At 61.4% G+C, this 23,974-nt stretch carries 21 protein-coding genes and 1 tRNA gene; 8 read left to right on the forward strand and 14 right to left on the reverse strand.

Features of this window, described 5'->3' with window-relative positions:
* Window positions 1-86 precede the first annotated feature (86 nt).
* The gene (locus HU743_RS23830) at window positions 87-764 is read right to left on the reverse strand and encodes a Crp/Fnr family transcriptional regulator (RefSeq protein WP_186651578.1); all 678 of its coding nucleotides are present in this window, start codon (window positions 762-764) and stop codon (window positions 87-89) included.
* An 84-nt stretch (window positions 765-848) separates the two neighbouring features.
* Here HU743_RS23830 and HU743_RS23835 point away from each other — a divergent pair, with 84 nt between their 5' ends.
* The gene (locus HU743_RS23835; RefSeq protein WP_186651580.1) at window positions 849-1,376 is read left to right on the forward strand and encodes an Mpo1-like protein; all 528 of its coding nucleotides are present in this window, start codon (window positions 849-851) and stop codon (window positions 1,374-1,376) included.
* 156 nt (window positions 1,377-1,532) lie between these two features.
* Here HU743_RS23835 and HU743_RS23840 read toward each other — a convergent pair whose 3' ends face one another.
* The 6 genes from HU743_RS23840 to dibA all read right to left on the reverse strand — a co-directional run bounded on the left by HU743_RS23840 (window position 1,533) and on the right by dibA (window position 7,973).
* Window positions 1,533-2,522 carry a sulfate ABC transporter ATP-binding protein gene (locus tag HU743_RS23840; protein ID WP_186651582.1) on the reverse strand — a complete coding sequence of 330 codons (990 nt, stop codon included), beginning with the start codon at window positions 2,520-2,522 and terminating at the stop codon, window positions 1,533-1,535.
* A 3-nt stretch (window positions 2,523-2,525) separates the two neighbouring features.
* On the reverse strand, window positions 2,526-3,398 hold the full coding sequence (gene cysW, locus HU743_RS23845; protein WP_007917679.1) for a sulfate ABC transporter permease subunit CysW: 873 nt from the start codon (window positions 3,396-3,398) through the stop codon (window positions 2,526-2,528).
* Window positions 3,399-3,410: 12 nt separating this feature from the next.
* Complete coding sequence (gene cysT / locus HU743_RS23850) at window positions 3,411-4,229, reverse strand: sulfate ABC transporter permease subunit CysT (protein ID WP_007917680.1); 819 nt, start codon at window positions 4,227-4,229, stop codon at window positions 3,411-3,413.
* A 173-nt stretch (window positions 4,230-4,402) separates the two neighbouring features.
* Window positions 4,403-5,416 (reverse strand): sulfate ABC transporter substrate-binding protein, encoded by a 1,014-nt coding sequence (locus tag HU743_RS23855; protein ID WP_186651584.1) that lies wholly within the window; start codon window positions 5,414-5,416, stop codon window positions 4,403-4,405.
* Window positions 5,417-5,577: 161 nt separating this feature from the next.
* Window positions 5,578-5,760 (reverse strand): sulfur starvation response protein OscA, encoded by a 183-nt coding sequence (gene oscA, locus HU743_RS23860; RefSeq protein WP_186548605.1) that lies wholly within the window; start codon window positions 5,758-5,760, stop codon window positions 5,578-5,580.
* Window positions 5,761-6,053: 293 nt separating this feature from the next.
* Window positions 6,054-7,973, reverse strand: coding sequence for a phosphodiesterase DibA (gene dibA, locus HU743_RS23865; RefSeq protein ID WP_186651586.1), 1,920 nt, complete (start codon window positions 7,971-7,973; stop codon window positions 6,054-6,056).
* 146 nt (window positions 7,974-8,119) lie between these two features.
* Between dibA and desA the strand changes: the two genes are divergently transcribed.
* Both desA and HU743_RS23875 read left to right on the forward strand, forming a co-directional pair.
* Complete coding sequence (gene desA / locus HU743_RS23870; RefSeq protein WP_186548607.1) at window positions 8,120-9,298, forward strand: delta-9 fatty acid desaturase DesA; 1,179 nt, start codon at window positions 8,120-8,122, stop codon at window positions 9,296-9,298.
* 238 nt (window positions 9,299-9,536) lie between these two features.
* Window positions 9,537-10,526: a sensor domain-containing diguanylate cyclase gene (locus tag HU743_RS23875; RefSeq protein ID WP_186651588.1), complete on the forward strand. Its 990-nt coding sequence runs from the start codon at window positions 9,537-9,539 to the stop codon at window positions 10,524-10,526.
* Window positions 10,527-10,649: 123 nt separating this feature from the next.
* Here the strand turns inward: HU743_RS23875 and HU743_RS23880 are convergent, their stop codons facing one another.
* The 3 genes from HU743_RS23880 to gabD form a co-directional block, all read right to left on the reverse strand.
* Window positions 10,650-11,861 (reverse strand): response regulator, encoded by a 1,212-nt coding sequence (locus HU743_RS23880; RefSeq protein WP_186548611.1) that lies wholly within the window; start codon window positions 11,859-11,861, stop codon window positions 10,650-10,652.
* Between the two features lie 135 nt (window positions 11,862-11,996).
* Complete coding sequence (gene gabT / locus HU743_RS23885; protein WP_186548613.1) at window positions 11,997-13,274, reverse strand: 4-aminobutyrate--2-oxoglutarate transaminase; 1,278 nt, start codon at window positions 13,272-13,274, stop codon at window positions 11,997-11,999.
* A gap of 184 nt (window positions 13,275-13,458) precedes the next feature.
* A complete protein-coding gene (gene gabD, locus HU743_RS23890) occupies window positions 13,459-14,901 on the reverse strand; it encodes an NADP-dependent succinate-semialdehyde dehydrogenase (RefSeq protein ID WP_186548616.1) in 1,443 nt (480 codons plus the stop codon).
* Between the two features lie 432 nt (window positions 14,902-15,333).
* On the opposite strand from gabD, the gene HU743_RS23895 reads away from it, so the two are divergent.
* Window positions 15,334-15,410 (forward strand) — tRNA-Arg (locus HU743_RS23895).
* Between the two features lie 71 nt (window positions 15,411-15,481).
* Here HU743_RS23895 and HU743_RS23900 read toward each other — a convergent pair.
* From HU743_RS23900 to HU743_RS23915, 4 genes are all read right to left on the reverse strand, one after another.
* Window positions 15,482-15,745, reverse strand: coding sequence for a hypothetical protein (locus tag HU743_RS23900; RefSeq protein WP_186619377.1), 264 nt, complete (start codon window positions 15,743-15,745; stop codon window positions 15,482-15,484).
* A 29-nt stretch (window positions 15,746-15,774) separates the two neighbouring features.
* Window positions 15,775-17,133: an OprD family outer membrane porin gene (locus HU743_RS23905; RefSeq protein ID WP_186651589.1), complete on the reverse strand. Its 1,359-nt coding sequence runs from the start codon at window positions 17,131-17,133 to the stop codon at window positions 15,775-15,777.
* A 75-nt stretch (window positions 17,134-17,208) separates the two neighbouring features.
* Window positions 17,209-18,603 carry an amidase gene (locus HU743_RS23910; RefSeq protein ID WP_186651592.1) on the reverse strand — a complete coding sequence of 465 codons (1,395 nt, stop codon included), beginning with the start codon at window positions 18,601-18,603 and terminating at the stop codon, window positions 17,209-17,211.
* A gap of 48 nt (window positions 18,604-18,651) precedes the next feature.
* Window positions 18,652-19,965, reverse strand: coding sequence for an MFS transporter (locus HU743_RS23915; protein ID WP_186619374.1), 1,314 nt, complete (start codon window positions 19,963-19,965; stop codon window positions 18,652-18,654).
* A 238-nt stretch (window positions 19,966-20,203) separates the two neighbouring features.
* On the opposite strand from HU743_RS23915, the gene HU743_RS23920 reads away from it, so the two are divergent.
* From HU743_RS23920 to HU743_RS23935, 4 genes are all read left to right on the forward strand, one after another.
* Entirely contained in the window at window positions 20,204-21,133 is a 930-nt protein-coding gene (locus tag HU743_RS23920; RefSeq protein ID WP_186548626.1) for an asparagine synthetase A, read from the forward strand.
* Window positions 21,134-21,198: 65 nt separating this feature from the next.
* Window positions 21,199-22,269: an LLM class flavin-dependent oxidoreductase gene (locus HU743_RS23925; RefSeq protein WP_186619372.1), complete on the forward strand. Its 1,071-nt coding sequence runs from the start codon at window positions 21,199-21,201 to the stop codon at window positions 22,267-22,269.
* Window positions 22,262-23,506 carry an MFS transporter gene (locus HU743_RS23930; protein WP_186651593.1) on the forward strand — a complete coding sequence of 415 codons (1,245 nt, stop codon included), beginning with the start codon at window positions 22,262-22,264 and terminating at the stop codon, window positions 23,504-23,506. The genes HU743_RS23925 and HU743_RS23930 overlap by 8 nt, the downstream gene beginning before the upstream one ends.
* Window positions 23,503-23,958: a cobalamin B12-binding domain-containing protein gene (locus HU743_RS23935; protein WP_186651595.1), complete on the forward strand. Its 456-nt coding sequence runs from the start codon at window positions 23,503-23,505 to the stop codon at window positions 23,956-23,958. The genes HU743_RS23930 and HU743_RS23935 overlap by 4 nt, the downstream gene beginning before the upstream one ends.
* Window positions 23,959-23,974 lie beyond the last annotated feature (16 nt).

The raw sequence follows: 23,974 nt of genomic DNA on the forward strand, positions 1-23,974 counted from the left end.
CGATAGCATTCTGTCAGTTGATTCATCTTTGACTGATACACCGCGATCGCGAGCAGGCTCACTCCTACAAGGGTCGGTGTGAAACCTTAAAGTGTGGCCAGGGCACGCAACCGCGCCGCGTCGAGGATTTCGATTTCGCCGTACGCCAGGCCAATAATCCCCTGCCCCTGCAAATCCTTGAGGATCTGATTAGTGGTCTGCCGCGACAGCGCAAGCATCGCCGCCAATTGCTCCTGCGGCAGTTGCAGCACCCGACGTGGCGCCTCGAGTTCGCCGTAGCCTTCGGCAATCATCAGCAAGCGATGGGCCAGACGCGCCGGGGCTGGCAACAGGCTCAGCTGTTCAAGGTTGATAAAGGCCAGGCGCAACTTATGGCTCATCAGCAGCGCCAGATGCCGCCAATACAGCGGCTGTTCATCGAGCAGCTTGAGCAACGCTGCCTGCGGAATATTCAGCAAGGTGCACGAGCCGACGGCATAGGCGTCATGGGTGCGTGGCTGGCCGTCGAACAGGCAGATTTCACCAAACCAGTGCGGCGCCTCCACCAGGCTCAGCAACGCCTCTTTACCCTGCTCGCTGACCGCGCCGATGCGCACGGCGCCGTCGAGCACCGCGTACAGACCGCACGGCGCATCGCCACGCTGGAACAGACGCTGCCCCGCCGTCAGCCGCCGCTCGCGGGCCAGCGCCAGCAGGCTATCCTGAAAGGACACCGGCAGATGACTGAACCACTGGCCGCTCAGCAGCCGTGCACGAATTTCCATAACCACTCCTGGAGTGTCGCCTGCCCGACAGAGCGAACGCGGATCCCGAGGGATGATGCGGTCAACCCTACTGGAGGACCAACAATGAAAAGCCTCGCCGATTACCTCAGTCAATACGCCGCCTACCACCGCGACCCGCGCAACATTGCCAGCCACTTTATCGGTATTCCGCTGATTGTGGTGGCGGTGGCTGTCTTGTTGTCGCGACCGCAGTGGTCGCTGGGCGCGTTGTGGCTGTCCCCCGCCGTTGTGGTGGCGCTGGCCTCGGCGTGGTTTTACCTGCGCCTGGAGCTGAAGCTCGGCGTGTTGATGACGGTGCTGATGGGCCTGTCGGTCTGGGCCGGGCATGCCCTGGCGCAGCAGAGCACGATGGTCTGGCTGAGCAGCGGGTTGGCGATGTTTGTGGTGGGCTGGGTGATCCAGTTTGTCGGGCACCACTACGAAGGGCGCAAACCGGCGTTTGTCGATGACATCAGCGGGTTGATTGTCGGGCCGCTGTTTGTCGTGGCGGAACTGGCGTTTTTGCTCGGGATGCGGCAGGAGTTGAAGCAGGCGATCGAAGCGCGGGCAGGAGCGGTGCGGGTCAATCCGAATCGAAAAGCGGCGGCTTAGGCCGCTTGAAAGATCGCAGCCTGCGGCAGCTCCTACATCCGCTCGTTCCCACGCTCTGCATGGGAACGCCGCCATGGACGCTCCGCGTCCACTGTCACGCGGAGCGTCACGGGATGCATTCCCACGCAGAGCGTGGGAACGATCAAAGCTTTGCTTCTAAAGGTTGGCGACTTTCTGCCAGACCTTGGGTTTGAAGAACAGGATCTCACCCTTGGCCAGGCCGATCAGGCTGTCATGATCCTTGACCACTTCGGCCTCAATCAGATCCGTCTGCCCTTCCACCTTCAGCGTCACCCGCGTCGTCGCGCCCAATGGGCGAATATCGCGCACCTCCGCGGCATGGTGATCTTCGAGTTCATGTCTGGACAGCGACACCTCGTGCGGGCGGAACAGCACGTGGTTGTCGTCGCTGAGCAGCAAACGGTTGGAATCACCGAGGAAATGATAAACAAAATCGCTGGCCGGGTTTTCGTAGACGTCGCCCGGTGAGCCGATCTGCTCGATCACGCCCTTGTTCATCACCACGATGCGGTCGGCGACTTCCATCGCTTCTTCCTGATCGTGGGTCACGAACACCGACGTCAGGTTGATATCCTCGTGCAGCCGCGCCAGCCAGCGGCGCAGTTCTTTACGCACCTTGGCGTCGAGGGCACCGAACGGCTCGTCGAGCAGCAGCACTTTCGGCTCCACCGCCAGGGCACGGGCCAGGGCGATGCGCTGACGCTGGCCACCGGACAACTGCTCCGGGTAGCGATCCGACAACCAGTCCAGTTGCACCATGTTCAGCAGTTCGTGAACCTTGGTGGCGATCTGGCTTTCGCTCGGGCGCTGGTTTTTCGGTTTCATGCGCAGGCCGAACGCGACGTTGTCGAACACCGTCATGTGGCGGAACAAGGCGTAATGCTGGAACACGAAACCAACGTTGCGATCACGCACGTCGTGGCCGGAGACGTCCTCGCCATGGAACACGATGTTGCCCTGATCCGGAGTTTCCAGACCGGCGATAATCCGCAGCAAGGTGGTTTTGCCGCAGCCCGACGGGCCGAGCAGCGCCACCAGTTCACCGCTCTGGATGTCCAGGCTGATGTTGTCCAGCGCCTTGAACGCATTGAAATTCTTGCTGACGTTACGCACTTCGATCGACATGAGTTATTCCTCCGCGGCGCTGGCGCGCAGGCGGTTGATACGGTTTTCGCTCCACTGCTTGAGCAGCAGGATGAAGAGCGCCAGGATCAGCAACAGGCTCGCCACGGCGAACGCGGCCACATGGTTGTATTCGTTGTAGAGGATCTCGACGTGCAGCGGCAAGGTGTTCGTCACCCCGCGAATGTGCCCGGACACCACCGACACCGCACCGAATTCACCCATGGCCCGCGCGGTACACAGCACCACGCCATAGATCAGGCCCCACTTGATGTTGGGCACGGTGACGTGCCAGAACATCTGCCAGCCATTGGCGCCCAGCAGCCGTGCGGCTTCTTCTTCCTGAGTGCCTTGTTCCTGCATCAGCGGGATCAGTTCACGGGCCACGAACGGCACGGTGACGAAAATCGTCGCCAACACGATGCCCGGCAGGGCGAAGACAATCTGGATGTCATGATCCTGCAGCCACGGCCCGAACAGGCCCTGGGCGCCGAACATCAGCACGTAGACCAGACCGGCGATCACCGGCGATACCGAGAACGGCAGATCGATCAGCGTCACCAGCATGCTCTTGCCGCGGAACGAGTACTTGCTCACGCACCACGCTGCGCTGACGCCGAACACCAGGTTCAGCGGCACCGAAATCAGCACGGCGAACACGGTGAGTTTCAATGCCGACAGTGCATCCGGTTCAAAGATTGCGGTGAAGAATGCACCGAGACCATTCTTCAAACCTTGCGATACGACGATGAACAATGGCAGCAGCAAAAACAGGAAAAAGATCAGCCAGCCAAGACCGATCAGGATTCTGCGCGAAGTGGCGCTGCCGCGCCGCGCAGCATTGGCCGAGGAAGCGGCCGCAATAGACGATTGGGACATGTTCGCGCCTCCTTATGGGGTTTCGATGCGCCGCTGCAGCAAGTTGATCAGCAGCAACAGGACAAAGGAAACCACTAGCATCAACACGCCGATGGCCGTGGCGCCGGTGTAATCGTACTGGTCGAGCTTGACCATGATCAGCAGCGGCAGGATTTCGGTTTTCATCGGCATGTTGCCGGCGATGAAAATCACCGAACCGTACTCACCGACGCCGCGGGCAAATGCCAGGGCAAAACCGGTCAGCCAGGCGGGCAGCAGCGCGGGTACGAGGATGTGGCGGAATACTTGCCACGGCTTCGCACCGAGGCAGGCGGCAGCTTCTTCGACTTCGCGAGGAATGTCGGCCAGCACCGGCTGCACCGTGCGCACCACGAAGGGCAGCGTAACGAAGGTCAGCGCCAGGGTGATGCCCAACGGCGTGTAGGCGATCTTGAAGCCGAGGTCAGCGGCAAATTGCCCGACCAGTCCGGCCGGCGCGTATAGCGCGGTCAGGGCGATGCCGGCCACGGCGGTCGGCAGGGCGAACGGCAGATCGATCATCGCGTCGATCACCTTGCGCCCGGGGAAGGTGTAGCGCACCAGCACCCAGGCCAGCAGCGTGCCAATGATGCCGTTGATGATCGCTGCGCACAGCGCGGTGCCGAAGCTCAGCTTCAACGCCGCCAACACCCGCGGTGCGGAGATGATCGTCCAGAACTGATCCCAGGTCAGCTGGGCGGCGTGGACGAACATCGCCGCCAGCGGGATAAGCACAATCAGGCTGAGGTACACCAAGGTGTAACCCAGCGTCAGCCCGAAGCCGGGTATGACGGGGGAGATACGACGCGACATATAAGTCCTTGGTTAAAAAGCATTCCGCTGAACGCACCAATGTGGGAGCGGGCTTGCTCGCGAAGAGGGAGTATCAATCAACTGTACGTCGTCTGACACTCCGCTTTCGCGAGCAAGCTCGCTCCCACATTTTCCGCGCCTGGCTTCAGGCTTGATGTGAGGCTGAAGTCAGCTTACTGCGCCTGATAAATCTGGTCGAACACGCCACCGTCATTGAAGAATTTAGGCTGCGCGCTTTTCCAGCCGCCGAAGTCCTTGTCGATGGTCACCAGCTCCAGTTTCGGGAACTGCTGGGCGTATTTGGCCGCGACGTCCTTGTCCCGTGGACGATAGAAGTTCTTTGCGGCAATTTCCTGGCCGGCCGGGCTGTACAAGTGCTTGAGGTAGGCTTCGGCGATCTGCGCGTTGCCCTTCTTCTCGGCGTTCTTGTCGACCACGGCCACCGGCGGTTCGGCGAGGATCGACAGCGAAGGCACGACGATATCGAATTTGTCCGCGCCGCCGTCTTCTTTCAGCGCCAGGAACGCTTCGTTTTCCCAGGCCAGCAACACGTCACCCTGACCGTTGTTGACGAAGGTGATGGTTGAACCACGGGCGCCGGTGTCGAGGATCGGCACGTGCCTGAACAGGGTTTGCACGTATTGCTTGGCCTTGGCTTCGTCACCGCCGTTGGCTTTCAGGCCGTAGGCCCACGCGGCAAGGAAGTTCCAGCGGGCACCGCCGGAGGTTTTCGGGTTAGGGGTGATGACCGAGACGTCATTCTTGATCAGATCGCCCCAGTCCTTGATGCCTTTCGGGTTGCCCTTGCGCACCAGGAACACGATGGTCGAGGTGTACGGCGTGCTCGCTTGCGGCAAACGTGTCTGCCAGTCGGCAGGCAGTGACTTGCCGAGTTTCGCCACTTCGTCGATGTCGCCGGCCAGCGCCAGGGTCACCACGTCGGCACGCAGACCATCGATGACTGCTCGCGCCTGTTTACCCGAGCCACCGTGCGACTGCTGGATTTTCACCGTGTCGCCAGCGTGGTCTTTCTGCCAGAACTTGATGAATTCGGCGTTGTAATCCTGATACAGCTCGCGCGTCGGGTCATACGACACGTTGAGCAGCTCGTAATCCTTGGCAACGGCGGAACCGGCAAACACGGCACTGGCCAGCGCGGCCAAAGCGTAACGGCGAATCGACGACATGGTGAAAGCTCCTGGAATTCTCGGTGGTGGCTTTTTCTTATGTATTGCGAAGATCGGGTGTGTCGGTTCAAAGATCGCAGCCTGCGGCAGCTCCCGCATCAAGCTCCCCGCAGGAACTGCCGAGGCTCGGGCCGCGATCGGACGATCTTTTGATCGTCAGCTCAGCCCGGTTGTTTGCCCGGTTGCTGCAAACGGAATTTCTCTTTGCGTTCTATCTGCACGACCTGGGCGTTGTGCACAGTGATCTCCACCGCGCCGAACCGCAGATCGCGCAGGGCGCTCTGGATTTCACGCAAGATGGTGTTTTCGTCCTGACCGTCAACGCTGCGAAGGGATGCGCTCATGGTGCTGCTCCTTTGAAGGGGATTTGCCTGGCAGTGGCGGCACTGCGTTCGGCGTGGGAGCAATATAAGAGAGCCACAGATATTCTTAAAAAGACTATTTAAGAATGTTTATATAACCGGAAAAACAATATGTGGCCGGGCAAGGGTTTGCGCGCTGTCGCAGGTTCCTAAAAACACCGCCGCCCCCTGTGGCGAGGGAGCTTGCTCCCGCTCGAGTGCGAAGCGCTCGCCGTTTTTAAGGGGGCTGCTACGCAGCCCAGCGGGAGCAAGCTCCCTCGCCACAGGGGGGGGGTTCAGCCGATCATTGGCGCGGGCGCCCAATCAATTTCATGGGCGGGAGTGGGCCGTGCAAACCAATACCCCTGCCCCAACTCACACCCCTGATCCAGCAGAAACGCCGCCTGCTCAACCTGCTCGATCCCCTCGGCATGCACCTGCATCCCCATGCTCCGGGCCAGTGCGATAATCACCCGGACAATCGCCGCATCGTCTTCGTCCCACGGCAGCCCGGCGACGAAACCCTGATCGATCTTCAGCTTCTGTACCGGCAGACGCTTGAGCCGCAGCAGCGACGAATAACCCGTGCCGAAATCATCGATGGCCAGGCGCACGCCCAGCTCTCGCAAACGATGCATCTGCTCAAGCGCCACTTCCGGATCATCCATCACCGCGCTTTCAGTGACTTCCAGTTCCAGGCAGGCCGGATCCAGCCCGGTGTCGTGCAGCACCTGCGCCACTTGCTGGTACAGCTCACGCCGGGCAAACAAACGCGACGACACGTTCACGGCGACGAACGACAGCACTACGCCACTCTGCTGCCATTGGCACATCTGCCGGCAGGCCTGCTGCATCACCCAGGCGTCGATGTCGGCAATCAATCCGGTGCGCTCGGCAATCGGGATGAACTCCGCTGGCGACACCAGCCCTCGCTGCGGATGCTGCCAGCGCACCAGTGCCTCGACGCCGATCAGTCGGCTGGTTTGCAAGTCATGCACCGGTTGGTAGTACACCCGCAGTTCCTGCTGCTCCAGTGCGCGGCGCAATTCGAAGGCGATTTCGACCCGCTGCTGGGCGTGGGCGGTGAGTTCCTCGGTGTACAGCGCATAACCGTTGCGCCCGCTGGTTTTCGCCTTGGACAGCGCCGCATCGGCATTGCGCAGCAACTGCTCGGCGTTCAGCGCGTCACTGGGAAACAGGCTGATGCCGATACTGGCATTGATGAACAGTTGATTGCCGTCGATGCAGAACGGCTCTTTGAGCGCATCGAGCATGCGCTGGGCCAACGCCGCCGCCTGTCCCGGCTGTGGACAACGCTCCAGCAGCAGCGCGAATTCATCGCCGCCAAGCCGCGCCAGGGTGATGCCCGCCCCGAACAGACCCTGCAAGCGCGCCGCCACAGCCTTGAGCAGGCGATCGCCGACGTTATGCCCCAGGCTGTCGTTGATCAGCTTGAAATGATCCAGATCGAGCATCAGCAGCGCACAACCGTGCCTGTGTGTCTGGGCCGACGCCAGCGCCTGTTCGGCGCGGTCGCTGAACAGCAGGCGGTTGGGCAGGTCCGTCAGCGGATCGTGGTGGGCGAGGTGCTTGAGTTCCTGCTCGGAATTCTTGATGGCGGTGATATCGGAAAACACCGCCACGTAATGGCTGAGCCGGCCCTGGTCATCGTGAATGACGCGGATGGTTTGCCATTGCGGATAGATCTCGCCGCTTTTACGACGGTTCCAGATTTCGCCGCTCCACTCGCCGGACGCGCTCAGCGTGGCGAACATCGCCTGATAGAAACCCGGCGGGTGGTGGCCGGACTTGAACAGGCTGGGCTGCTGGCCAATCACTTCGTCGCGCTGATAACCGGTGATCGCCATAAAGGCGCGATTGACGTGAACGATCAATCCCTGACGATCGGTGACCAGCACCCCCTCGCGGGTGCAATCGAACACGGCGGCGGCCTGCCGCAGGCGCTCGCGGTCAGCGTGGCGCTCACGCAAGCGCGCACCGATGCCGATAAACGCACACAGGCGTGCCCGCGCCACGAAAATCAGCCCGGCACTGATCGCGGCCAGCACATAACCGTTGATCAGTTGCCATCGGACAACATCGACGGGGTCATGGAAGAAATTGTTTAATAAATGATCAGTGCCTTGCAGCCAGACCACGGCAAGTACCAGATAGAGCAGCGCTGCACGCAAGGCATCGCGATAAGTGGCAGGCATTCGACTGTCCATGTCCCTACAAAAAGGTTGGAATTATAGGTCAAGAAACATCCAGCGACGCTTCTCTTGAAGGGCGACTGGTTTTATCTGTGTGCTTAGTGATAATGCAACGGCTGTTTTTATCTTTATCGAGGGCCCTATAGCCTATGTGGTACGAAGGTTTTCTTGGCTTGTCGGCCTGGTCTCTGGTCGCAGTCACCCTGCTGATGACCCATGTGACGATTGTCGCCGTCACGGTCTATCTGCACCGCTATTCGGCGCACCGTTCGCTTGAGCTGAACGCTGGCCTGAAACATTTCTTCCGCTTCTGGCTGTGGCTGACCACGGCGCAGAACACCCGCGAGTGGACCGCTATCCACCGTAAACACCACGCCAAATGCGAAACCGAAGATGACCCGCACAGCCCGGTCGTCAAAGGCCTTTCCACAGTACTGCGCACCGGTGCCGAGCTGTACCGCGCCGAAGCGCAGAACCCGGAAACCCTGCGCATCTACGGCAAGAACTGCCCTGAAGACTGGGTCGAACGCAACGTTTACAGCCGCTACCCGCTGCTCGGCGTGGCGATCATGGGCGTGATCGACTTGCTGCTGTTCGGCACCATCGGCATCACCATCTGGGCGATTCAGATGATGTGGATCCCGGTGTGGGCCGCCGGCGTGATCAACGGCCTGGGCCATGCCGTCGGCTACCGCAACTTCGAATGCCGCGACGCGGCGACCAATCTGGTGCCGTGGGGCATCCTGATCGGCGGCGAAGAACTGCACAACAACCATCACACCTACCCCAACTCGGCCAAGCTGTCGGTGAAGAAATGGGAATTCGACCTCGGTTGGGCGTGGATCAAAGTCTTCAGCTTCCTGGGTCTGGCCAAGGTGCAGCGCGTCGCCCCGATTGCCCACCGCGTCGAAGGCAAGGGCAGCCTGGACATGGACACCGCGATGGCGATCCTCAACAACCGTTTCCAGATCATGGCCCAGTACCGCAAGCTGGTCATCGGTCCGCTGGTCACGCAGGAGCTGGCCAAGGTCGATCATTCGGTGCGCCACCAGTTCCACCGGGCCAAGCGCCTGCTGTCGCGGGAAACCAGCCTGCTGGAAGATCGTCATCACCTGCGCATACAGAGCATGCTCGAGCACAGTCAGGCGCTGAAGGTCATTTACGAAAAACGCCTGGCATTGCAGCAGATCTGGGTCAAGACCAGCTCCAATGGTCACGACATGCTCGCAGCCATCAAGGAGTGGATTCACGAGGCGGAGGCCAGTGGCATCCAGTCCCTGCGTGAATTTGCCGATCAGCTGAAAACCTACTCGCTGCGTCCAGCGTAAACGCTGCCCCTGTGGCGAGGGGATTTATCCCCGTTCGGCTGCGCAGCAGTCGCGAAATCGGGTGACGCGTTTTTCCAAAAAACGCGTCGCCCGTACCACCCGGCGGAAGCACACCACCTCGCAACCAAAAGCGCGGAACTTCGGCAAAATTCCCCTATCTCAAAAGCACTTCGCCATCCCGGCGGGCTGTTCCGTGGCCGTTGTCGATATTGCGGCACGCCCTTTGAGATCTGTGCCGATGGTCAACAATAACCAGAAAGACACCCCCCTTGCGCAGTGGCCCGAAGCCGCGCAAACCCTTGTGGCGCTCATGCACGCCCAGGGCGAAGTCGCCCGACTGAGCGAACGCGAACAACTGATCAGTTCGCTGCTGGTCAGCGTCAACGCCGTGTTATGGGCCTTCAATTGGGAAACCCGACAAGTGCTGTACGTCAGTCCCGCCTACGAACGGGTCTTCGGCCGTTCCGCCGCACTGCTGCTGGCTGATTACAACCAGTGGCGTGACAGTATTTATCCCGATGACTTGGAATATGCCGAACAGAGCCTCGCCGAAGTCCTGCACAAAGGTGCGGTGGAAGATCGCGAGTACCGCATCATCGCGGCCGATGGCCAGGTGCGTTGGCTCAGCGACAAGTGCTTCATCAACCGTCAGGACGAGCCGGGACAACCGGTGATCATCGTCGGCATCGCCGAAGACATCACCGACAAGAAGCACATGGAGACCGAGCTGCAGCGTCTGGCGACGACCGACGTGCTCACGCAAAGCAGCAACCGCCGCCACTTCTTCGAATGTGCCCACCGCGAGTTCGAACAGGCCCGCCTGCAAGGCACCCCGCTGGCATTCCTGCTGCTGGACATCGACGATTTCAAAGTGATCAACGACAGCTACGGACACCCGGAGGGCGACCATGTGCTGCAACGGATCGCCGATTGCGGGCGCGGATCTTTACGGCGTGGCGACTTGTTCGGGCGCATTGGCGGCGAAGAATTTGCCGCGGTATTTCCCGGCTGCGCGCCAGACATGGCGGTTCAGGTGGCCGAACGCTTGCAACAGGAAATCCAGCGTTTGCGCTTCAGCCATGAAGGACAGACGTATGGCATCACGGTCAGCCAGGGTCTGACCAGCCTCACCGAGGCCGACGCAAGCCTCGACAGCCTGTTCGCCCGGGCGGACGCGGCGATGTACGAAGCCAAGCGCCAGGGCAAGAACCGGATTGTCTCTGCCTGAAATTCAACACATCCCGTGTAGGAGTGAGCCTGCTCGCGATAGCGGAGTGTCAGTTATTAAAGTTTCGTCTGACACTCCGCTTCGCGAGCAGGCTCACTCCTACAGGGGGTTTGTGTAGACCGGTTACTTTCGCATCCGTATCAATTCCGGCAACCCGATCTTCAGCAACCGCGCCGTGCGGCTCTTCGCCAGTTCTTCGACACCTTCATGTTCAGTCAGCCGCGCCATCTGCGCGGCCATGTTCATCACCAGTGCCTCGCGGGAGTAAACCCCGCCGCCCAGCGCATAAACCGAGGCAATCAACTCGCGCAGTTCCAGTGGCAGGCGCCAGCGTGTCCGCAGCGCCGATCCATACGCCGCACCGAACTGCGCCAATGCTTCGCCGACCTCTTCCTGATCATCAAGCGCACCGCCCGCCTGCTGCCACTCTTGCAAACAACGCAGCAACGCCAGATCGCCGAGCCGATGCAGCATCCCGGCGCAATAGCAGCGCTCCTGATCCAGATCGAGCAAGCGCGCCAAGGTGCGCGCGTATTCTGCGGTGTGCAGCGACAGGCCCCAGTAACGCTCGGCGTAATCGGCCAGACACGGATCGCTGAGGCGGGCACTGCGCTTGAGCGCCAACCCCAGGATCAGATTCATGCTCTGGCCGGTGCCGAGTCGATGCAGGGCTTGAGCCAGTGTCTGCACCGGCGCGCCATGGTGCTGTGCTGCACTGTTGGCGGCCGCGATCAACACGGCGGTAATCTGCGGATCGGTACGAACTTCTTGTTCCAGCAGCTTCAGATCCAGCCCCTCGGGATTGAGGCTGCGCTTGACCGCCACCTGCACGTCGGTCATCAGCGGCGCGCCATCCGCCTGCTCGCGACGCCGTTCAAGAAACACCGCCAGAGTCATACCCGGCGCCAGGACCGGCACTTCGCAAACCACGGCTTCGCCGGCATTGAGCAACAAACCCTGCAAGCGCTCGGTCAGGCCTTCCATGTTCAGCGGTTTGGTCAGGTACGCCGTCGGCGCCAGCGGGATGGCTTCGCGGACACTGGCGCTGTCGTTGCGACTGCTCATCAGGATGAACGGCAGCGGCGGATTGCGCTTGCGCTGGCGCACGCTGCGCAGCACGTTCAGACCATCGACACCGGGCAGCTCCCAGTCGACGATAGCCAAGTCATACGGCACCTCACTGAGCAGTGACATGGCTTGCTGGCCGTCGGCGCACAGATCCAGGCGGGCGTCGCAACGCACGTTCAGCAGCACCTGCTTGAGCAGGTCGCGAGACCACGGGTCCGCCTCGGCAATCAGCACCCTGGGTGCGGCGGGTAAATCGACGGCATTCATGCGCGCTCTCCTTGCAATGCCTGAACCTTAGCCAATGCTGGCCATTCGATACAGCGCAAACGCGTCCGATGTGGTTCAAGGGCCGTAAAAAAACCCGCCGAAGCGGGTTTTTGTAGAGCAGGTCACACCATCGGATCAGAGTTCAGCGAAGCACTCTTCGATGATCGCCAGGCCTTTGTCCAGTTGCTCGTCCGGCGAGGTCAGCGGTACGAGTACGCGCAGCACGTTGCCGTAAGTGCCGCACGACAGCAGGATCAGACCCTTGTCGCGCGCCTTGGCCACGACCGACGCAACGGCCGCCGCGTTCGGCTTGTGGCTGTCGCCGTTTTCGAACAGCTCGACCGCGATCATCGCGCCCAGCGCACGCACTTCACCGATCACCGGGTACTTGGCCTGGATCGCCTTCAGGCCGGTGACCAGACGCTCGCCGACAGCCTTGCAGCGGTCCAGCAGTTGTTCTTCCTCGAACACTTCCATGACCGCCAGCGCAGCCGCGCAAGCGATCGGGCTGCCGGCGTAGGTGCCGCCCAGACCGCCCGGTGCAATGGCGTCCATGTATTCGGCCTTGCCGCAGACACCGGCCAGCGGGAAGCCACCTGCGATGGATTTGGCGAAGGTGGTCAGGTCAGCGGCAACGCCCATCTGTTCCATGGCGAAGAACGTGCCGGTACGGCCAGCGCCGGTCTGCACTTCGTCAGCGATCAGCAGGATGCCGTGCTGGTCGCACAGCGCGCGCAGACGCTTCATGAACTCTTTCGGCGCGACGTAGAAACCACCTTCGCCCTGCACCGGCTCGATGATGATCGCGGCGATGTCTTTCGGCTCGGCGTCGTTCTTGAAGATGCGCTCGATGGAAGCGATCGAGTCATCGATGCTCACGCCGTGCAACTCGTTCGGGTACAGCGCGCGGAAGATGCCGCCGGGCATCAGGCCCATGCCCGCCGAGTACGGCACGACTTTACCGGTCAGGCCCAGGGTCATCATGGTGCGGCCGTGATAGGCGCCGGTGAAGGCGATCACGCCGGCACGGCCAGTGGCGGCGCGAGCGATCTTCACGGCGTTTTCCACGGCTTCGGAACCGGTGGTCACCAGCAAGGTTTTCTTGGCGAAATCACCTGGCACCTTGGCGTTGATTTTTTCGCACAGCTCCACGTACGGCTCGTAGGCCAGCACCTGGAAGCAGGTGTGGGTCAGCTTGTTCAGCTGCTCGGTCACGGCGGCGATGATTTTCGGGTGTACGTGGCCGGTGTTCAGTACGGCGATGCCGCCGGCGAAGTCGATGAATTCACGACCTTCAACGTCGGTCACGGTGGCGTTCTTTGCCGACTCGGCGAAGATCGGGTGAATCTGGCCGACACCACGTGGAACAGCTGCGGTGCGACGGGCCATCAGTTCAGCGTTAGTCTTGCTCATTACAGTCCTCATTCGCCGCTCATCGGGCGGCGTGGTTCAAGGATGAAGCGGGAGGAATCGGCGGTGGCAGCATGCGATGATCGACTGCCACGGCGTTCCCGGCCGCAGAGAAATTTCGGTTTGAAACGACGCAAAGGGACAGCGCTCTCGTGCCCTTTGCGTTTACAGCGATCTCTTGCAGGGCTTAGATGCCCAGGCAGAGGTATTTGATTTCCAGGTAATCTTCGATGCCGTATTTGGAGCCCTCGCGGCCCAGGCCCGAGGCCTTGATGCCGCCGAACGGCGCGACTTCGTTGGAGATCAGCCCGGTGTTGACGCCGACCATGCCGTATTCCAACGCTTCGGCAACACGGAACACGCGGCCCAGGTCACGCGCATAGAAGTACGATGCCAGACCGAATTCGGTGTCGTTGGACATCGCGATCACTTCAGCTTCGTCTTTGAAACGGAACAGCGGCGCCAGCGGACCAAAGGTTTCTTCCTTGGCCACGGCTGCGTTTTTCGGCACGTTGGTCAGGATGGTCGGCTCGAAGAAGTTGCCTTCCATCGGCTTGCCGCCAGCCAGCACGGTCGCGCCTTTGCTCACTGCGTCGGCGATGTGTTCCTGAACCTTGGCCACGGCTTTTTCATCGATCAGCGGGCCGGTGGTCGTGCCGTCTTCCAGACCGTTGCCGATCTTCAGCTTGGCCACAGCCACTTTCAGCTTCTCGGCGAACGCGTCGTAGACCGAATCCTGAATGTACAGACGGTTGGCGCAAACGCAGGTCTGGCCGTTGTTGCGGTATTTGGAAATGATCGCGCCTTCGACGGCCTTATCCAGATCGGCGTCGTCGAACACGATGAACGGCGCGTTGCCGCCCAGCTCCAGCGAGACTTTCTTGATGTCTTTGGCGCACTCGGCCATCAACTGGCGACCGATTTCGGTCGAGCCGGTGAAGGACAACTTGCGCACGATCGGGTTGCTGGTCAGCTCGCTGCCGATGTCGCCGGCGCTGCCGGAGACCACGCTGAACACGCCTGCCGGAATGCCGGCGCGCTGCGCCAGTTCTGCAAGGGCGAAAGCCGAGAAAGGGGTTTGCGAAGCCGGCTTGAGCACCATGGTGCAACCGGCGGCCAGCGCCGGGCCGGCCTTGCGGGTAATCATCGCCGCCGGGAAGTTCCACGGGGTGATGGCAGCGGTCACGCCGATCGGTTGCTTGATCACGATCAGGCGCTTGTCCGGCTGATGGCCCGGGATCACGTCACCGTAGATGCGCTTGGCTTCTTCGGCGAACCATTCGATGAACGACGCGGCGTAAACGATTTCACCCTTGGCCTCAGCCAGCGGCTTGCCCTGTTCAAGGGTCATCAGGCGCGCGAGGTCGTCCTGGTTTTCGATCATCAGCTCAAACCAGCGACGCAGCTTGCCGGCACGCTCCTTGGCGGTCAGTGCACGCCAGGCCGGCAGCGCCTTGTCGGCCGCTTCAATCGCACGGCGGGTTTCAGCCGCGCCCATCTTCGGCACGGTGCCGAGGATTTCGCCAGTGGCCGGGTTGTTGACCTTGATCGTCTGACCGTTGTCCGCATCGACCCAAGCGCCATCGATGAAGGCTTGCTGGCGGAACAACAGGGTGTCTTTAAGCTGCATGTCGGCTTTCCTTAACAGCACCGCGACCGGCGCGGAGCAAATTATGATTGTAGAAAGGCGCCTCGCAAGGCTGCCGTCAGGGAAATCAGCGACCGGGTGTGGCGCCTCAACCGTGCACGATGGGTGACACCGGCGCTGCAACACCCGACCAGAGAGCGTTTGAAATCTCAAACGGATCGTAGGTTCAAAGGGGGTAAAGGACAATAGGTCGTTCGAAAAAAAGAACAAAATTGCCGTTTTTCAGATCAACGCACCCAACGCCCTTGCTGCAGGAAAAACCATAGAACAGTCCCGGCAAAGCGCCAAGCGAGGGTTTTGCAGAACGTTACCGCTTTATGGAATGCGACGATTTGCGCCGACACGCGCACTGACAAAACCCGCCGAAACCCAGCATGGACGCCCCGAGCCGACCTAGGTATGATGTCGCCCGCTGCACCAGTAGCTCAGCTGGATAGAGTACTGCCCTCCGAAGGCAGGGGTCGTGGGTTCGAATCCCGCCTGGTGCACCACGAATCAAACGAGAAAGCCCCGGACTGTGATGGTCCGGGGCTTTTTTGTGGCTGATGCAAACACGTCGGCTTTATTCCGTCGTCCAGTCAAACTCGTCGTAATCATCATCGTCTTCATCCTCGACCTCTTCTTCGAGGATGTCCTCTTCTTCCAGCGCTTCCTTTTGCTGATTCAGCAGAAATTCCTTACGCGTCTCGGTAATCGCTCGCCGCATGTCCTCGCCCTTTTGCGGGCAGTTGAGTAACTGGGCGATGCGGTCGATTTTCGGTGCCACGGTGTCCTCCAGCGCATCGGCAATAGGCCGATAGTGCGCGTTTTTGCGAGGCAATGCCAAATGGCTGGGTACGAAAAACCGACAAATGCTCAGAACAGATTGAACGGTACGTTCGCCACCAGCCGAAACTCGTCGTAGCTGCCGTCAATCTGCCCGCCACTGGCCCGGTGGTTGTAGACGATGCTGCGCAGCACGGTGTTTTTCAGAGTCCCGGACTGCACGACATAGGCGACCATCAAACCGTTCTCGTTGTGTTTGGCACCGTCGAGGCCGCGCACGTTGTAGCCCGTGTTACGACCTACGCGATCGCCGTCGTAGTGAGTCCCGTCGATGTTCCAGCCCTTGGCATGCCAGAGGCTGGCGGTCAGGCCAGCAATGCCGTAGGTGGCCAGATCAAGGTCATAGCGCATCTGCCAGGATTTTTCGTTGGGGCCGTTGTAGTCCGAGTACAGCGAGTTGGCCATGTAGTTGCCGGTCGATTCCCATACGTAGTCGAAGTATTCGTCGCCGGACACCTGCTGCCAGGCGGCGGTCAGCGCATGGGCACCGTGGGCGGCGGTCACCGCCAGGCTATAGGCGTCGTTATCGATAAAGCCCAGATGCTGCTCGCCCTGATCGCGGGTGCGGTAATAGTTGAAACTGGTTTTCACGGCCAGATCCGCGCGGCTGCCGGCCTGATGAATCACGCCCAGATAATACTGCTGCCACATGTCTTCGAAGCGCGAGCCATAGGCGCTGAAGGTCAGGCCGCCCGGACTCTTGGCAGTGCCACCGGCGTAGCTGATGCGCGAGCCGCTGTAGGCGCGATTGCCGAAGGTGGTGGTCAGGCGTTCGCTACCGCTGCCGGTGCGCGGAATGGCGCGCTCGAAACTTCCTGCCTGCAGCGCCAGCCAGTCGCGTTCGTTGCTGTTCAGGGCAACGCCCTGGAAGGTGGAAGGCAGGGCGCGGTTGTCTTTGTAGCGCAGGATCGGATTTTCCGTGAGCATGCGCCCGGCCTTGAGCTCGGTGCTCGACATCCGCAACTTCATCGCCCCTACCCCCAGCCGGCTCCAGGTCGGCACGGCGTCGCCCGCGCTGTCGACCAGTACGCGGTCGCCGCCATTGGCAACCGCGCCGTGGCCGCGTTCGAGGGTGACCGCGCTGAACAATGAGGCATCCACACCCAATCCCAAATCACCTTGGGTGTAGCCGGAGCTGTAATTGAGCATGCCGGTCTGCACCCAGGTGATGCGCTCGCGGGTTGGCTGTGCCACGCCGTTTTTCTTGATCACCAGGTGCGTGCTGCGCTGGGTGTGCTGATTGGAATAGTAGTGGCGCAAGTTCAGGTTCAGCTGGCTACCGTCGAGCAGGCCTGTGGCCTGATCCTGCGGTGATACCGCTTCGGCGGCCCAGCCGGATGGCACGACGGCCAGGGTTGCGACCACCGCGCGAAATACATGTGCTTTCATCAAAACGTGCCTGCAAAAGAAAAGACGCACCGCTGCGACGCGGTACGCTTGGGCGATACACACAAGCGCAGGGCATCAGCGCAACGGTACGGACGGCCAGCGCTCGATCGGTCCGCGCCAGCTCTCGTATGCCTTGGCGCAGCGCAACAGCCACTGATCGGCGAAGCGCGGAGCAATCATCTGCAAACCGATCGGCATGCCCTGGGTGGTGAAGCCGCAGTTGATCGACAGCGCCGGTTGCTCGCCCATGTTCCACGGCACGGTGAACACGATGTGTTCGAACGGTTGGCGCGGATCGTCGCCCGGCGAGGGCCACTCGGCCGGGAAACTGCTGACCTGATTGGTCGGAGACAAGACCAGATCGAGATCGTCAAAGACCCTTGCACAGCGGCGCCGCATTTCGAAAGTCTGGTTGAAGCCGTCGACCGCCTGCACCGCACTCATCGTTGCGGCGGGGGCCGCCCACGCCTCGATGTACGGCAAGACCTTGCTGCGCTGCTCCGGGCTCAGGGCCTGCAATTGCGTCAACTGTCGGGCGCGCCAGAAATCATCGAGGCCATCCAGCAAACGACGATCCATCACCGGCCCGATCAGCACCACTTGCGCACCGTGTGCCTCGAACAGCCGCGCCGCCTGACGCACCGCGTCGCACACTTCGCTGTCGGGCTGGAAGCCGCAACCAGGGTCCAGCATCAAGCCGACTTTCACACCCCGCAGCGCCGGCACTTGCAACTGCCAGTCCAGCGTTTGCGCGGCGAGGCTGGTTGCGTCGCGGCGGTCCGGGCGCGTCAGGTAGCCCATCATCAACGCGCAATCATCGACGGTGCGGGTCATCGGCCCGGCGCAGCGACCGGTGTAATACGGATCAATCGGAATCCGGCCCAAGGTTGGCTTGAAACCGACCAGGCCACACCAGCCCGCCGGCAGCCGCACCGATCCGCCGATGTCGGTTCCAACATGCAGCGGCCCGTAACCGGCGGCGGCCGCTGCAGCTGCACCGGCGCTCGAACCTCCGGGGTTACAGGCAGGGCTCCAGGGATTGCGCGTGATGCCATGCAGACTCGACAAGCCCGAGGACAGCATGCCGAAGTCCGGCACGGTGGTTTTGCCCAGAATGATCGCCCCGCTCTCACGCAGACGCGCAGCCGGCGGCGCATCTTCGCTCGCCGGCACCGCAGATATGGCAGCGGTTCCTTGAGTAACGCAGTCGCCCTGAGTGGCAATCAACTCCTTGAGAGTCACCGGTACGCCGTCGAGGCCGCCGCGCGGCGCGCCCCGGCTCCAGCGTTCGCTCGACGCTCGTGCCTGCTCGCGTATGCGCTGCGGATCGAACGCACACAGCGCTGCGATGCTCGGCTCCCAGCGTTCGATGTGGGCCAGCAGGTGATCGAAATACTCCAGCGGCGACAACTGGCGGCGGGCGTACAGGTCGAGCAATTGCGTCGCCGATAAATCGTGTAATTCCATCATCGATAGCCATCCGTGCCAGAGCCGTGGTGCGTAACTGCTTCGCTTGCCTTAACGTTCCGGGACCAGCGCCGGCCGCGTCCAGGCCGGCTCGTGCCGACCGAAAAACAGGGCGCAGCCAACCCCCACGGCGCCCATGATCGCGGCATAGGCCACACATACCCACGGGCTCCACGGCATCAGGGCGATGAGCAACAGCGGGGTGGTACTCGCCCACAGCGCGTAGGCGATGTTGTAGGTAAACGAAATGCCCGAGACGCGGATATGCGCGGGAAACAGGCTGACCATCACTGACGGAACCGCGCCGACCACGCCGCAGCTCAACCCGGCCAGCGCGTAAGCCAGCCCGAGCCAGGCGCCGCCACTGATCAGGCAGCCATAAAGCAGTGCGATGCCGACCGGCAGCAATACGCTGTACAGCTTGACCGTACGCCAGGCGCCGATGCGATCGACGATCAGCCCGGCGATCACGCAGCCGATGTTGAGAAAAACGATGCCCAGACTGCTCAGGGCAAAGGTGTGGCCGGGCGTCATGCCGAAACTTTTCTGCATGACGGTTGGCGTGATCACCACCAGTACCACCACGGCCGATGTCAGCACGCAGGTCAGGATGAACGCTGGCAGCAAAGTCTTGCGATGTTCGCGCAGCACGGTGCGCAACGGCAGTTCGGCGTCCGCCGCACGGCGTGCCTGCAATGCCACGAAAACCGGTGTCTCGTTCAACCAGCGGCGCAGCCAGACGCCGATAACGCCGAACACCCCGCCCAGTAAAAACGGCAGGCGCCAGGCGTAATCGAGAATCTCCGCCGGGGTAAACACTTGCGCCAGCAGGGTCGCCGTCAGCGCGCCGAGCAGATAACCGAAGGTCAATCCGGCCTGAAGGAACCCCAGCGCATAACCACGATGCCCGGCTGGGGCATGCTCGGCCACGAACACCCAGGCGCTGGGTACTTCGCCGCCCACGGCGGCGCCTTGCAGGACCCGCAACAGCAGCAGCAACAGCGGTGCGAAATAGCCGATCTGGGCGTAGGTCGGCATGATGCCGATCACCAGGCAAGGCACCGCCATCATCAGGATGCTCAGGCTGAACACGCGTTTGCGGCCCGACTGGTCGGCAAAATGCGCCATCAGGATTCCGCCCAGCGGGCGCGCCAGGTAGCCGGTGACAAAAATGCCGAAGCTTTGCAGCAGGCGCAGCCATTCCGGCATGTCTGGCGGAAAGAACAGTTGGCTGAGGGTCAGGGCGAAAAAGACAAAGATGATGAAGTCATAGATTTCCAGGGCACCGCCAAGGGCGGCAAGGCCCAGGGTCTTGTAGTCGGACCGGGAAAATCGGTGAGGGGGCGAGACATTAAGAGCAGTCATGGATGAGCTCTGAATAGGCCAGTAAAGGAGCGACACCGGCGCACGAAGCGCCCTTGCGAATCGGCTTGCTCCTGCGCCACCTGATCAGTTTCAACAGCGCGGTATCGTCTATGCAAACGCAACGCCGGACAACAAAACCCAAGCTCTGTGCTGCTTTTTAGAGGAAATCTGTACATTGAGTTTTCGCTTGTTTAAACAATAATCAGGCCCTCCCTAATCCCCGGATATTTGGCCAATCATGGAAGAAATCACCAGTAACTTCGCCGATTTTGCGCATCCAGACACAGAGTCCATTGCCATCATCCGAGGCCGCGTCCTACAAGCCTTGCAACACTATCTGCTGGAACGCGACTTCAAACAGCTGATGCCGATCCTGATGTCGCCGATCACCGATCCGTTGAACCATGCGGTGTATCCGGCAGAGATCCAGTACGAACAACGGCGCCTGAAACTGACGGCGAGCATGATCTTTCACAAGCAGTTGGCGCTGACTGCCAAGGGCCACGACAAGATCTTCATCGTCGCGCCGAACATTCGCCTGGAGAAGGCCGAAATCAAGGACTCGGAAAACCACTTACTGGAATTTTCCCAGTTCGATTTCGAGATCCGCGATGGCGACATGCACCAGGTCATGGCGCTGATCGAAGGTCTGATCAAGCATGTCTTCAGCGAGGTCAACCAGCATTGCGCTGGCGAGCTGAAGCAACTGGGTCGGCAACTGCCGCACTTTGCCACGGCTTTCCCGATCTACAGTTCCGACGAACTGCGCGCCGAGCATGGCGACGACTTCGAAAAAATCATGTCGGCGCAAGCGCACACGCCGTTCTTCGTCACTAACTACCGCCGGGAGTTCTACGACCGCGAAACCCCGGGCAAGCGCGGTACGTACAACAACTATGACCTGATCTATCCCGATGGCTATGGCGAAGCCTTGTCGGGTGCCGAGCGCGAGTTCGAATACGAGCAGATCGTCTATCGCATGAACGAGCTGTCGATGGACTTGCAGCCGTTTGCCAACTACCTGGAAGTGGCTCGCCGTGGCTTGCTGCACCCGAGCGCCGGCGGCGGTCTGGGCATCGAGCGCCTGCTCAAGTTCATTTGCGGCAAGCGGCGCATCCGCGACGTCGCGCTGTTCGACCGCACCGTCGGTACCCGCTTCCTGTTCTGATCCGCATCTGAATCGCAACGCCTGCCCCGCTTCGGCGATGGCCGGCTGCGCCATGGAGAAACACTATGCCTGCACTGCGCATTCACTGGTGCTCACCGCTCGATAGCGGTCAGCAAAAGGCTTCGGAAAAATACAACACCGGTGCCCTCGATTTCGCCGGCATTGTCGACTTTGCCCAGGAAGCCGATGAGTTGGGCATCGACTCGCTGCTGATGGGAATCAGCTACCACATGCCCGATCCGCTGCCAATGATCGGCGCGCTGGTGCGTGAAACCGAGCGGGTCAAATTCATCCTTGCCTACCGTCCCGGCCTGCTGCCGCCGACGCTGTTCACCCAGATCGTCAACACCGTTTCGTGGATGTCCGACAAGCGCATTGCGCTGAACCTGGTGGCCGGTATCTCGCCGGATGAACAAGCTTATTACGGCGACTTCGTTGCCCACGACGGTCGCTATGAACGTACCGGCGAATTCCTCGACATCCTGCATCGGTTCTGGAAAGGCGAATCGCCGCTGACTTACCACGGCGCCCATTACCGCATCGAAAAAGCCCAGTTGGGCCTGCCCTTCAAAGATGCCGAGCGGCCGCGCATTTACCTCAGCGGCGCTTCGGACATTGCCCAGCAGATCGCCATCGCGCACAGCGATTGCTGGCTACGTTACGGCGATACTCCCGAGGGGATTGCCGAGGCCAGCCGCACCGTGTTGCAGGCCGGTTGCTCGGTGGGCATCCGCATGCACGTACTGGCCCGCGAAACCCGTGAAGAAGCGCTGGCCGCCGTCGAAAGCATGATGGAAAACCCCGACGAGCAGCACCGCGAATGGGTCCGCGAATTTGTCGGGCGCTGCGATTCCCAGGCGGTGAAGACTTCGTTCCAGCTGGCGGAAAAAGCTCAGCACGACTGGCTGTCGCCGATGCTCTGGTCGGGCGCGGTGGCTTATCGCGGCGGCCCGGCACTGTGCGTGGTCGGCAGTTATCAGGAAGTCGCCGAGTACCTGTTCGAGTACAAAAAGGTTGGCGTCAGCGAGTTCATTTTCTCCGGCTGGCCGACCCGCGATGAAATGCGCCGGTTCTGCAAGTACGTGCTGCCTTACCTGCGCGAGCTGGAAACGGTGTGGGATCGCGATCATGCCTGAGGTCAGCGCCGATGCCCGGCGCAGGGCGATTCGCCTGTTCGGTGCCGGACTGTTATGCGCCTTGCTGGCAGAGCAGACCGTGCTGTTTGCCGTTCCGTTGATGATTTTTCAACTGACCGGCAACGTGCGCTACTCCGGTATCGCCTTCGCCCTCGAATGGCTGCCGGCGCTGATCGCCTACCCGTTTGCCGGGTTACTCGCCGACCGCTTTGGCGGCCGCTTGTTGTTCCGCGCAGCCAACACGGCCCGCGGACTGAGCCTGGGCGTCACCTTGTGGATTTGCTGGTTTGCGCCGCAATGGACGATCTGGGCCCTGATCGGTAACGGCATCGTGCTGTCGGTGCTGATGGCTCCGGTGCGCATGGCGGTGGAGAAAAGCGTACCGCTGATCGCCGGCCCCGAGCGCCTCGCCCATTGTCAGTCGCTGGTGCAGAACATGGAGCTGCTGGCGATGGCGCTCGGCCCGGCACTCGCGGCCGGCTTGGCGATGTACACCGACAAGCGCTGGTTGTTGGGCCTCGCCGCGCTGGCGCTGTTCGCCGCCGCGTTGTGCTGGAGAAACCTGCCGACGGCGCGAACCCCTGCCAGCGGTGCGGGCAGCGTGCTCAAGGATCTGGCTCTGGGCTGGCGACTGTTGCTCGGCAACCGGCCGGTGCTGACGCTGGCCGGCCTGAACTTCACCATCAACCTGGCGTTTGCCGCGGTACTGAGCGCCAACGCGTTTGTCATCAGCGGAGTCTTCAGCGCTGCCGACGGCGTGTTCGGTCTGATGAACGCCGGCGCCGGCGCCCTCGGCCTGCTGAATTTCATTCTGGTGCCGCGCCTGCTGGCCCGGCTGTCGATCTATCGACTGGGCGCGCTGGGCTTCGCCTTGCTGTGCCTGGGCCTGATCTGCATGGGCGTGGCCAACGGCGTGGTGCTGTATGCCCTGAGCTTTCTGCTGGCGATGGCCGGGTGTGCGTGGTTCAACGTGTTCAATCGCACGCAGCGGATCAAAGCCATCGACAAAGCCCATCTGGGCAAAGTCATGGGGCCGTTTTACCTGGTCAATCTGCTGTCCTATCCGCTGGGCGGTCTGCTCACCGCCAGCGTCGGCCACGTCTACGGCCCGCAGGTGCTGATCCTGGTGTTGGCGCTGGTGCTGACCGTGCCCGGCACTCTGCTGTTCATCCTGACCACTCGGCGCTTCCAGTTGGCGCTGGGTGCTCCGTCGCTCGCCATGGAGGCGTCCCAATGAAAGTCCTGCCGCACTGCCTGCTCGCTACCGTCGAGTCCGACTCGCACATGTGGAACCTGGTGTACTTGCAATTGTGGCTCGGCGAACACGGCCTGAAGGTGAAAAACCTGGGCAGCTGCACGCCGATCGACGCCGTACTCGGCGCGCTTGAACAGCGTCGCAGCGACCTGCTGGTGGTCAGCAGCGTCAATGGCCATGGGTATTCGCAGGGCCTGGAACTGATTCGTCAGGTGCGCCAGCGGTATCCCCAACTGCGCTGTGTGATCGGCGGCAAGCTGACCACTTCCGAGGCGCAAACCCTGGCGGTGCGCCGGGCGTTGATCGACGCCGGCTACAACCAGGTGTTCGTCGGCGCCGATGCGATCGAGCAATTCAGCGCGTACCTGAGCGCCCTGCCCACGCAACCCGACGCTGGACCTGCACCTGCCCTCTGTGCGCCGTCCTGGGGCTGATCCCCGACCGCCGCCG

Origin of the sequence: Pseudomonas sp. SWRI99, from assembly GCF_014270125.1 — a bacterium.
Classification (GTDB): domain Bacteria; phylum Pseudomonadota; class Gammaproteobacteria; order Pseudomonadales; family Pseudomonadaceae; genus Aquipseudomonas; species Aquipseudomonas hamedanensis.